Raw genomic sequence first — 11,842 nt, 5'->3', positions numbered from 1 at the left:
CTACTGCCCGCCGACCGGCTTGGCGATGACCACCTGGTACTTGGTGTAGTGGAAGCGTCCGTTGCCGTAGACGACCCGGTCGGTGCAGCTGATCAGCACCAGCCGGTGCGCGCCGGTCGTGGTGAAGTACCGCTGCGGCAGGCGCCGCGTCCGGTCGAACTTGGCGGTGCTGCTCACCCGGTAGCGGTAGGTCGTGGCGCCCTTGGCCACGGTGACGACCTGACCGCGCTTGGCGCGGCTCAGGCCCCACATCGCGCCAGGCCGGTCGCGCCGGTCCGAGACGTGACCGGCCACCACGGCGGCGCCGATCCGGTCACCGAACCCGGCCGAGCGGCGCAGCCAGCTGGTCAGGGCGACGTCGGCGGGCAGAACGACCTGCCCGCGCCGGACCGTGGTGGCCACGACGCTCGCGTTGAGGCCGAAGGCGGGAGCCCGCACCTGGGTCGGCGCCTGCCGCTCGGACCCGGAGCGCGGCAGGGTGCCGGAGAACCCGCCGTTGACCACCGGAGCGGGGTACTGCCGCTTGGCCACCGTCGTGGTCTCCGCGGCGAGCCCGCACCGGCTGGTGGCGGAGCCGTTCGCGGCGGTCTGCTGCGTGCTCACCTGCCAGGTGTAGACGCCCGGCGCGCGCACCCGCACCGCCCGCGTCCGGCTCCACCCCGCCCCCGCACGCCAGGTCACCGTGCGCGCCAGGTCCCCCGGCCGGCAGGTCGCCGCCGCGCGGGACGCGTAGGGACCGTAGAGGCGGGCCGTGGCCGGCACCGTCGTCCCCCGCGCGAGCCCGGTGAGGCGGACCCGGTCGTAGAACGGCCGCCCGGGCCTGACCCGCTTGTCCGAGGTGCGGGTCTCGATCTGCGGCCTGGTGCCGGGCTGGGGCTGGGTCGTGGAGACCGACACCGAGTCGGTGTTGTTGCTGGGGTCGGGGTCGTAGGGGCCGGCGCCCTCGCGATCGGAGGAGGCGGTGTTGGTGAATGTGCCGTCGCCGGTGACGCGCGCGGTGATCCGCAGCACCGCCTGGTCCGTGGTCGCCGGCAGGTCGAGCGGCTCGAGGCCACCGATGTCCCAGACACCGGTCGCGGCATCGTAGGTCCCCACGCTCGCCGTGCTGCTGACGTAGGTCAGCCCGGCGGGAAGCAGGTCGGCGACCGAGACTTCGTCGGCGGCGTCGGGACCGAGGTTGCGGACCCCGACGGTGAACACGACCGTGTCGCCGACGCTGGGGCTGGGGTCGTCGACGGTCTTGGTGACCGCGATGTCCGCGGCCGGCACGAACAGCTCTTCGTTTGCGGTGTTGTTGTCGGGATCGGGGTCGTCCACCCGGGACTCCTGGATGGCGACCAGGTTGGTGTAGTTCCCCTGTGCGCGGGGACCGATCAGCACGTCGACGGTGAGGGTCGCGGTCTCGCCGGCCTCGAGGCGCGGGATGGTCCAGGCGTGGGTCTCCTCGTCGAAGGTGCCGTTGTCGGTCTCGTGGCCGGTGATGTTCGCCCGGATCAGGGCGGGGTCGTCGGTGATCGTGTCGTCGGTGGCGTTGGGGCCGTTGTTGGTGACGGTGATCGTGTAGACGACCGTGTCGCCGGGCTGGGCGACCTCCCGGTCGGCGCTCTTGGTGATCTCGAGGTCGGCGAGCTCCACGAAGGTCGCGGTGGCCTCGGCGGAGTTGTTGGTGGGATCGGTGTCGCGCTGGTCGAGGCTGCTCAGGGCGTGGGTGTTGGCGCGCTGGCCGACGACGGTGCCGGTGGCCCGGATGGTGCGGGTGACGGTGGTCCCGACCGGGATGGAGGCGACGCTCCAGACACCGGTGTCGGGGTCGAAGGTGCCGTCGCCGGTCGAGGACACGAACGTCAGCCCCTCGTCGAGGACGTCGGCGAACTCCGCGTTGGTGACCGTGGCGGCGCTCTGCCCCTCCACCGCGTTGTTGGTCGCGGTCAGGGTGAACACCACGTCCTGGCCCAGCGGGATGGCCGAGACCGGCCCGGAGCCGTCGGCGGGCGCGACCGTCTTGGTGACGCCGACGTCGACGGCCGGTGCCAGGGTGGTCAGGGTGGCGGTGGACTCGTTGTTCTCCGGTGTGGGGTCGTCGAGCAGCGGCGCGTCGACGACGACGACGTTGACCTTGGTTCCCACCGTGTCGAGCCGGGCGGTCACGAACAGCTCGGCGGAGGCACCGGAGGCCAGAGCACCGACGTCCCACCGGGCTCCGTCCAGGTCCACGGTGCCCTGGGACGGGTCGCTCGCGGTGAAGGTCACGCCTTCGGGGCCGGTGTCGGTGACGTACACGCCACGGACCGGGTCGGGGCCGCGGTTGAGGACCGTCACCGAGTAGGTGACGGTGTCGCCCACCACCGCCTCCTGCGGCGTCACCCCCTTGACCACGACGAGGTCGGCCTGCGGCGTGCGCACCTGGACCGTGGCCGAGGCCGAGTTGTTCGCGTTGTTGATGTCCGCCGGGGAGACGGTCGCCAGGCTGACCACGTTGGTGAACGTTCCGACGCTGGTGGTGTCCAGGACGAAGTCGTACGACGCGGACTCGCCGACCGCGAGCGCCCCGACGTTCCAGGTGTCGGTGGCCGGCGTGTAGGTGCCGGTGCCCGAGGAGTCACCGGGCCGGTAGGTCAGCCCCGGCGGCAACGCGTCGCTCAGCGTGATCCCGGTGCCCGGGCGAGGCCCGTCGTTGGTCACGGTGACCCGGAACGTGACCGTCTCCCCGGCCGCGACCTCCTGGGAGCCGATGACCTGCTTGGTCACGGCCAGGTCCAGCGAGGCCGGGTTCAGGGTCACGGTGGCGGTGTTGTTGGCGTCGTTCGTGTCGAGCTGGGTGAGCCGGGTCAGGCTGGCGGTGTTCGACACCACGCTGTTGGTGTCGACCCGGGCGGTGATCGTCAGCGTGACGGCGTTCCCGACGGCCAGCGCGGGGATCGACCAGATGCCGGTGCCGGGGGTGTACGTGGACGGCTGTGGTCCCCCGGTGCTCGAGCTGAGCAGCGTGAGACGGCCCTCGGGCAACTGGTCGGTGAGGACGACGTCGGTCGCGGCCGCGGGTCCGTTGTTGGTGGCGGTGACCGTGAAGGTGACGGTGTCACCGACGCTCGGGGTGGGGTCGTCGACCGTCTTGGTCACGGCGATGTCGGTGTTGACCCCGATCGTGGCCTGGGCCTCGGGCGACTCGACCGCCTGGCCGGCCGGGGACTCCCCGGTGGCGACCGCGGTGTTGACGATGGCGCCGGAGGCGTCGGCCTGGCGGGTGTCGACGGTGTAGGTGCCGGTGCAGGTGGTCGAGGCCCCCGGGGCCAGCACGTTCGCCTCGCACAGCAGCGCCTCGGAGGAGACGCGGTCGTCGCTGACGGCGATGTTCGTCACCGTGGACCCGCCGGTGTTGGTGACGGTGTAGAGGTACTCGACCTCCTGGCCGGCGGCGTACGGCGGATCGGTCTGTACGGTCTTGGTCAGGTCCAGGCGCGAGATGAGCGGGACGGTGACCGTGGCCTCCGGCGAGGTGACCGTGTCGCCGCCCGGGTTCACCGCGCTCGCGGTGGCGGTGTTGACGACCTCGCCGGCAGCGACATCGTCCGCGGTGACCGTGTAGCTGCCGCGGCACACCGTGGTCGAGCCGGCCGCCGGCGCTGGAGGGAGCGTGCTGGCGTCACAGGTGATCGGGCCGGTGATCGTGTCGTCGGCGATTGCCAGGGTCGACAGTGTCTCGGTGCCGGCGTTGGTGACGGTGTACTGGTAGGGGATGACCGTGCCGGCGGTGATCACCGCGGGCAGGGTGCCGGCGCTGCGGTCGACCTGCTTCTCCAGCGTCAGCTCGGCGAGGGGGTTGACCGACCGGACGACGGCGTTGCGGATGAGGTGAACGTCGGTCTGACCGCCGGTGGAGCCCGAGAGGCCGAACTTGTAGGTGCTCGGCAGGTCCGGCGGCGCCGGTACGTCGAGCTCGGTGATCCACGGGTCACCAGCGACTCCGGGGTTGTAGCGGACCTGGACGATGATGCGCGGGTCGGGCGCGGGGGTGACCGTGACGTTCACCTGGCGCCAGGACCCGGCGCGCGTACCGGCCCGCAGCGTCCCGGTGCCGCCGTTGAGCGTGGTGCCCGGCTTGTCGGGGTCCTCAGCGTCCGCGGGCGTCGTCGAGGCGAGGTAGCAGTACCCGATGAGGCCCTCCCCCGGGCCACGCAGCGTGATCACGTTCGGAGCCACCGCCCCCTCCGCGGTCGACGGCGAGCGCTCCCCCTCGGGACAGCCCCTCCCGCGGCTCTCGCCGTCGTCGTAGTAGTTGCCGAAGGCGTCCAGCCCCACCCCGAGCACCCCGCCCTCGATACCCGGCTCGTCGACGCTGCCCTCGGCGGTCCGCTGGGCGTACCCCAGGCTGCCGCCAGGCGCTCCGGTCCGCGTCAGGTCGACGGCGCCGTCGACGAGGAAGAAGCCGATGCCGTCGGCCCCGGTGCCGCCGTACTGGTACTGGTCGAAGGTGATCGTCACCCCCGCCGTCGCCGGGATCGGCCGGTTGTACAGCACACTGCCCGCGGCCTGCAGGCTCGCGTCCGTCAGCTGCAGGTAGCCGGGAGTCGCACCGATCGCCGGCACCGGGCCGGTCCGATGCGTCCGGCACGTCGGGATCTGGGCCGCGCCGGCGGGCGGGGCCGCGGTGGCGCCGGTCAGGCAGGTGGTGCCCTGGGCCGTCCACGCCGGATCCGGCACGGAGGAGCCGGTGAACGTCTCCTCCACGATCGTGGTGCCACCGGTCGGCGGGTCGGCGTACGCCGGGGCGCGCGCCGCATCAGGGACGACCGAGAGCGTCGCTGCCGCTACCGCACAGACTGCGGCCGCGACGGTCGCCCGGCGAACTCTCAGCACGGCGTCTCCTCCCGAGTGGCGTGGATCACACCTACTCCACTGTCAGGGCAGAACGCCGCATTGACAACAGAGCGGGCGAAAACGATCTCGGGGGTGGCCGGGGGCTGCCGGTTTCCCCGGCCGGCCGGGGAACGCTGATCTTGTCGGCCGAAACTTCGCCCGACAACATCAGGTATTGCCTGTCCGGTCGCCCACCGGTACGGCGAGCGGCGGGCCCGCCGGGGCCTCCTCGGGGAGCGCTGGCGACCTCAGCACCCGGATCAGCCCCAGACCCGCAGCCGCACCCCTAGGGTGACGCACATGAAGGTCGCCGGCGCGCTGACGTTGCTTGCCGCATTCATGGTGTTCGTCGGGCTCGCCGCCATCCCGCCGAGCGTCACCGTGATGGGTGAGAGCACCTCGTGCGGGCCCCCGGCGCTGCGCGTCCTGGTGACCGAGGCCTCAGAAGACTCGGGCCCGCTGGTGCAGAGGATCGAGCAAGGCATCATCGACTCCTGCGTGCGCCAGTCGTGGGAACGCTTGATCGTCGGAACCGTGGTCGGCGGGGGCACCGCCCTCGCGGGCCTGCTGATGCTCGTCCTCACCCCGGCACCGAGATACCGCCCGCCCACGCAGCCGCCGCTGAGGTCGGCACCCCAGGGCGCCCCGCAGCCTTCCGCTCCGCCGCCCCGGCCGCAGGAGCCGTGGCAGAAGCAGCCGCCCTCCCGTTGAACCAAGGACAGCCGGGCAATCTCGACCTTGCCCTCGCTGTCTCAATCGCGGTCTCGGCGTCACCAGCGGCCAAGCCCTCGCCGGCGTCGTCGGCCCACCCATCGAGGCCCCCGTCCTCGTCGGACTGGGCTACGTCAGCCCTCTGGCCCCGGCCTCCGGCGGGTGGAGGCTATCGCCCGGCTGCTACTCGCAGCCGACGCCGTCGCCATCGCGGTCGAGATGGGTGCCGTACCCGGGACCGCCGAGGCGGACCGGGGCGGCGCCTGCAGCGCGGGCGGCGTCGCAGTTGGTGAAGTAGACCTGCGCGGGCGGCGCCGCGGGGGCGCTGGGGGCCGGCGCGGGCTTCGGAGAGGGCTTCGGGGCCGGAGTGGTCACGTTCTGATTCACCCGCACCGGCGCGCGGATCGAGTCCACGATGAGCGCCTGGTCGGGGCAGCTGGTCAGCACCCGGCTGATCGCGTCCTTCTCCGCAGCGGTGACCCACAGCTCGTACTTCATTCTCACGCTGACCTGGCGGGCCACGTAGTCGCAGCGGTAAGCCTTGTTGGGCGGCAACCAGGTGGCGGCGTCACCGTCGCCCTTGGTGCGGTTCGCGGAGGCGTCGACGGGCAAGAGGTTGAGCGGGTCGTTGGCGAAGGCGGCGCGCATCTTGATGTCCCACGGCGTCGCACCGGTGGCCCATGCGTTGCCTAGGGCCACGACGTGGTCGATATCGAGGAGGGTGCCGTCCCCGTAGACGTAGTCGATGCGTGCTCCGGTGTAGGCCTCGGGATCCAGCACTCCGGTGAGGACCCGGCAGTTCTCGCTGCGGATCCCGGCCAGGTGGGCGGTGAGGATGTCGTTGCGGGTGTCGCATCCGTTGCGGTCCGCGTCCAGCCACGCCGGGCCGAACAGGTCGCGGGCGTAGCCGGTCATCGGCGCGCGGCCCTTGACCTCGAGGCCAGCGAGCGCATCGAGCGCTTCTCCGCGCGGCTCGGCCACGGTCGTAGCAGTGCTCGCGGGCGCGGTGGGGTCCGTCGCCTGCGGGGAGGTCGTCCCTTGCCCAGTAGGCCGGGCCGAGGCCGAGGTGGCGTCCTCGCTCTGGACCTCAACGGCGCCGACGACGGTGTCCTCCTGGCAACCGGTGGTGAAGGCCAGAACTGCCAGCGCTGCCGCGATCGCCCAGGTACCTCGTCGCATCCTCACCCTCTCGCCTCCGGCGAGGGAATCTGTCTCACCGGGCAGCGCCAAGTGTCGCCGCCCCCGGACCGGAGCGGGCGAGAACGCGGTCAAAGGGACGGGTGCGCGCCGAACCGTTCCATTCCGGACCATCGCGGGCCACAGTTATGGGAGTCTCGCGAGGTGACTGACGAGATCACGGCTGCTCAGGAACTTCGCAAGGGACAGAACGTCGCGCTCGGCGCCCTGGGTACCGAACTGGGTGCCCTCACCGTTTTTCTCGACAGCCGCGGTCGCAAGGCTGAGAACATCGACGCCGACGTGAGCGTGCTCCTGCTCGACGCGGCCGGCAAGGTCCGCTCGAGCTCGGACTTCGTGTTCTACAACCAACCGATCGCCCTCGCCGGTGCTGTGCATCTGCGCGACAAACTGCAACCGCAACCTGGCACGCTCGAGGCCGAACAGGGCTGGTCCTCCGACGTCGTCACCCTCGAGCTCGACGACGTGCCTGACGAGATCGAGCGGATCGTGATCTCCGCCAGCCTCGACCCCGCCACCGGAACCACCTTCGGCGACGCCGAGACCATCCGCATGCGCGTGCAGCGCACCGCCGACGCAACCGACTTGCTGATCTTCAACATCGACGACGCCGCCACCGAGTTGGCGCTGGTCTTCGGCGAGTTCTATCGACGCAACGGTGAATGGAAGATCCGTGCGGTCGGTCGCGGCTACGCCGACGGCCTCGCGTCCCTCGTGTCAGCGCACGGGGTCGAAGTCTCCGCCGACGCGGCCGAACCCGACGACGCCGCCGACGCCGCGACCGCCGCCCCCGACGAAGTCCGAGACGGCGAGCCCTCGTCCGCTGCCACTGAGCCTGCCGAGCTGAAGACACCCAAGCGGGGCGTGTCTGTTCGCCGCCCGACGAGAGCGCCGCGGCTGCCGGCCGACTGGAACGCATCCATCCCGGCTGCCGATGGCAACGACTGGCAGCCCGCGCGCTTGTTCCCCGTCGCGGGCATCGGCAGCGGCGAAGAGCAAGAGCGTCGCGCCACCTCCGCCCTGCTAGCCGTCATGAGCACGGTCCGGGAGTTCGGAGCAGCTCTCACCACACGGTGCGGAGCACCCCGAGGTCCCCTCACCACCTTCATCGAGGTTCCCTTCGGCCAAGACGAGGAGGCCTACCGACCCGACGGCGTCCTCCAGGTCACCCGCGGCCAACGGACCTGGACCGCGCTGGTCGAGGTCAAGACCTCCACCGGCAAGCTCGACGCCCAGCAGATCGACAACTACCTCGACATCGCCCGCAGCCGGGGCTTCGACGCCGTCATCACCATCAGCAACGAACTGGCCGGCGGAGACGCCGACCACCCCGTCGCAGTCGATAGGAGAAAGCTGCGCAAGGTCACCCTGCATCACCTCTCGTGGGACCAGATCCGGGCCGAGGCGATCCTCACCGCTCGTCACCGAGGTGTCGCCGATGCCACTCAGGGCAAGGTGCTTGAGGAGTTCATCCGCTACATGGCCCATGCCCGCTCCGGGATGGGTGGCCTGGGTGACATGGGTCCCAACTGGGTCAAGGTCCGCGACGCCGTGAAAGCCAAGACCGCACGACCCTCTGACAAGGCCACCGGGGAGGTCAGCGCCCGCTTCGATGAACTCGTCCAGCACCTCGGCCACCACCTCTCAGGCCTCCTCGGCGTCGAAGTCCAGGCATTGGCCCCGCGCGAAACGCCCGACCACGCCAGCCGCCGCCAGCAACTCGCAGACTCCGGACTCCTCTTCGGACGCCTCAAGGTCCCCGGCGCGGTCGACGTCGTCGTCGTAGGCGCAGACCTGCGCGCAGACAAGGCCAGTGCGGCGATCACCATCCGAGCTCCCCGCGGAGAGACACGTCCCCAAACACGGGTGAGCTGGTTGCTTCGCCAGCTTCCCGACCACGCCAAGGACTCCATCCGCCTCGAAGCCCATCTCGCCGGACCGAGGTCCAACACCACCGCGGCACTGCTCGGCAAAGCCCGCCAGGATCCCACGTGTCTCCTCCCCGACGATCAGCGCGAGATCAAGGCGTTCACCATCTCCCTCGACCTCCCCCTCGGCGCCAAGAGAGCCGCCGGCACCGGCACCCTCATCGGGTCGGTCAAGAGCGTCACCACGACCTTCTACGCCGATGTCGTGCAACACCTTCGACCGTGGTCAGACAAGCGAACCTGAGCGGGACAGACCGCAACCGCGTTGCAGCGGTGGGTTGCCGCCGCATTGGGTCGGTCGGGGGTGGTTGGAATGGGCCCCTATCCTCCCGGACATGACGCGTGTCGAGCGGTGGGAACGTCGCACCGAGATCCCCCTCATGCTCCTGGCCGGCGCATTCCTCATCGCCTACGCCTGGCCCGTTCTCGACCCTTCCATGGACGTCACGCTGCGCAGTGGACTCAACGCCGTTTCCTGGACGGTCTGGGTTGCCTTTGCCATCGACTTCGCGTGGCGGGTCAACATTGCCGAGGCGCGCGCGTCCTATCTCCGGCAACACTGGTACGACGTCGCGCTGATCGTGCTGCCCATGCTCCGCCCCCTGCGGCTTCTGCGGCTGTTGGCTCTTGCTCGGATGTTGAACCGCTCGGCCAGCAGCTCCCTTGTCGGGAGAGTGATGACCTACGTCGTGGGGACAAGCGTCATGGCCCTGGTGCTGGGGGCCATCGCCGTCCTCGACGCCGAGCAGGAGGCTGAAGGAGCGAACATCACGACGTTCGGCGACGCCCTGTGGTGGGCGGCCTCGACGGTGACCACCGTCGGATACGGGGACCGCTTTCCAGTCACCACCGAAGGGCGGCTCATCGCCGTCGCGCTCATGGTCGTGGGGATCGCTCTCGTAGGCGCGATCACCGCCTCTGTCGCCACCTGGATGGTCGCCCAGGTCCAGCAGGACCGAACTGTCTAAGCGCGCGGTCAGGCCCGCCAAGCGATGGGGCTCTGTCGAAGGCTGGAGCAGAACCACGGGACTGCTGAAAGGTTCGGTTCAGCCGCGTCCGCCACGAAAGGAGTAGCCACATCAGGGCATGGTGCTGCGGCTGCGCAGGCCGCAGTCAGTCGTTGAAGAACATGTCTGTCAGCTTCCCCGCACACGCCTCGTCGGTCACCGTCGAGGGGCAGAGCACCAACCGTGCCGGCCGGCGCACCTCGTACTCCTCGCCGTCGACCTCGTAGCGGATCACGATCTCGTGGCGCGCAGCAACCTTCGAAGCGTCGGTGACGCGGTAGCCGATCAGCAGGTTGTACCCGCGGTAGTCCTCCTCACCGCGGTCAGGCTCGATCGTCGCCCCCTCGGCCTCAACGAGCTCACCGAACGCTGCCTGCCGAGGCGGCCACGTGGGCAGGTATGTGACCGCCGCATGCCGACGCTTCGGCCCAGCCAGCAGAGCACCGGTCTGCTCAAGTGCATCACCGGCGCCGACCGAACGGACCTCCAGCAGCTTCGCTGACTGGTCGCCGCCGAGCTTGAGGATCTCCGCGCCATCCATGAACACGTGCCCGTCGGTGGTCGAGAACGACTGCCCGTGCTCGCCGCCGGCGTCGAGCAGACCCCCCGGGGTGGGGGCGCCGACGCCACCAGGCGCTAGAACCGCCCACCCGACTCCGACCAGGACAGCGACGATCACGGCTACGAGAGACTGGGACTTCCGGCTCAACCGACCTCCTTGACCCGGTTCGCGCTGTACGGGTCATCGTTGTCACCGCAGTAGCGGGGCGCGCGCTCGCGCGCGTCGGGGACGATTCTGAGCGTGTGCTTCGACGAGTTCTCCTGCCTGGCGTCGACCCCTACCCCGGCGAGGGTGAAGTAGCCGTTCCAGTTCACCGCGGACTCCTTCGCGATGACCGTGGTGTTCCCGATGATGGTGCCTGTGCCTGGCTTACACGTCCACGTTGCCGGGTTATTGGACTTCTTCTTCGGCAGCGATCCGCCCGTGGGAGCGTAGGGCCACCACATGTAGTTGCCCGTGCCCTTCCCGTGGCACACGTGTTCGTACTTGCGGAGGCGCCACTGTGGTTTCAGCAGCTTCGAGACGTTGTTCCCCACGGACATATCGACGTCGAGCTCGGTGCCTACTGAGAGACCTCCTGTCATACCGCCCAGGTACTCGCTGGCGCCGAAGTCCATGACGTAGGCAATCTCCGTCTTCCTCCCCGTCTCCCACAAGTACGTCGCCGAGCTGTGCTTCGCCGTGGTAAGCCGCTGTGCGGGCACGTACCGCTTGGCCGAGATGCCTGTGTACTTCCACGACCCCAGCGCACGCCCACAGTGAGTCAGCGGCAGCTGCCCCCGGGCCAGTGACTGCGTGGTTCGCCTTGCATGAGGGCCCCACTCGATAGAGGCGCCTGCACCGCTGGAGCCACGCCCCGAGAACGCGGACGAGTCCTCGACACGGCCGACACCGAGCTGGATCCGCATGCCGCGCCCATCGCCAGTGGCCGACGTCGCTGTGCGAGTTGACGCGGACACCTTTGCCTTGGGGTCGACGCTGACGCGGTAGACCACCTCGTGCCTCTCGTTGTTCAACAGCCCGGTGAATTCCAGCTCTACCTGGCCGTCGGACTTGCGGAACTTCCGCCCCGTGGGGATCTTCCCGCCCAAGGAGAACCGCCCGGCCGCATCCGTCTTCGCCTGGTCCACCAACACCGGCTTGATCAACTTCGTTCGCGGCGTCTGCGGGACCGCAGTGACACGCACGTACGCGTGCGGCTCAGGCTTGCCGTCCTCGTCGAGAAGCACCCCTTCCACCAGCGGAACCGCCTGCGGAGCGGCGCCCGCTATCGGAACGTGCCCCCCCCCTCGTGCCCCCGAGACCAATTCGCTTCGGCGACCCACACCTACTCGGCGCAGAAGGATGGGTCTCCTCCAGTCGTGGGTCTCTACGCGGGCTGGCAGCGGGCGGGTGGTAGCCGCCTCCTGAGTGAAACCCAGCACCCGGCCAGTCGCCGCGACGGGAGTCCCGTCGGCGGCATGGTCACGAACCAGCGGGAACGTCATTCTGGGGGATGGGCGAGCATCAGGTTTTGTCTGGAAGAGCTGGGCGGCGGCGCGGCGCAGGACCTCGTTTTCATGCTCGATTACCGAATATTC

Annotated in this window: 7 protein-coding genes; 3 read left to right on the top strand and 4 right to left on the bottom strand. The window is 69.9% G+C overall.

What is annotated here, in order from left to right; translation table 11 throughout:
* On the bottom strand, positions 1-4,857 hold the full coding sequence (locus AC6EI4_RS12400) for a CLIPPER-2 domain-containing protein (protein ID WP_498451649.1): 4,857 nt from the start codon (positions 4,855-4,857) through the stop codon (positions 1-3).
* 300 nt (positions 4,858-5,157) lie between these two features.
* Between AC6EI4_RS12400 and AC6EI4_RS12395 the strand changes: the two genes are divergently transcribed.
* A complete protein-coding gene (locus tag AC6EI4_RS12395; protein WP_498451648.1) occupies positions 5,158-5,568 on the top strand; it encodes a hypothetical protein in 411 nt (136 codons plus the stop codon).
* Positions 5,569-5,751: 183 nt separating this feature from the next.
* Here the strand turns inward: AC6EI4_RS12395 and AC6EI4_RS12390 are convergent, their stop codons facing one another.
* Complete coding sequence (locus AC6EI4_RS12390) at positions 5,752-6,747, bottom strand: GmrSD restriction endonuclease domain-containing protein (protein ID WP_498451647.1); 996 nt, start codon at positions 6,745-6,747, stop codon at positions 5,752-5,754.
* A 162-nt stretch (positions 6,748-6,909) separates the two neighbouring features.
* Between AC6EI4_RS12390 and AC6EI4_RS12385 the strand changes: the two genes are divergently transcribed.
* Positions 6,910-8,937 carry a TerD family protein gene (locus AC6EI4_RS12385; RefSeq protein ID WP_498451646.1) on the top strand — a complete coding sequence of 676 codons (2,028 nt, stop codon included), beginning with the start codon at positions 6,910-6,912 and terminating at the stop codon, positions 8,935-8,937.
* A gap of 91 nt (positions 8,938-9,028) precedes the next feature.
* Entirely contained in the window at positions 9,029-9,661 is a 633-nt protein-coding gene (locus tag AC6EI4_RS12380) for a potassium channel family protein (RefSeq protein ID WP_498424259.1), read from the top strand.
* Positions 9,662-9,806: 145 nt separating this feature from the next.
* Here AC6EI4_RS12380 and AC6EI4_RS12375 read toward each other — a convergent pair whose 3' ends face one another.
* Positions 9,807-10,409: a hypothetical protein gene (locus AC6EI4_RS12375; protein WP_498424260.1), complete on the bottom strand. Its 603-nt coding sequence runs from the start codon at positions 10,407-10,409 to the stop codon at positions 9,807-9,809.
* A complete protein-coding gene (locus AC6EI4_RS12370) occupies positions 10,406-11,491 on the bottom strand; it encodes a hypothetical protein (protein ID WP_498451645.1) in 1,086 nt (361 codons plus the stop codon). Before AC6EI4_RS12370 ends, AC6EI4_RS12375 begins: the two co-directional genes overlap by 4 nt.
* Positions 11,492-11,842: the final 351 nt, after the last annotated feature.

This window comes from Nocardioides sp. Z43_10, assembly GCF_059766615.1.
The sequence above is the reverse complement of the archived record's forward strand: the minus strand, read 5'-3'. Positions and strand labels throughout refer to the sequence as shown.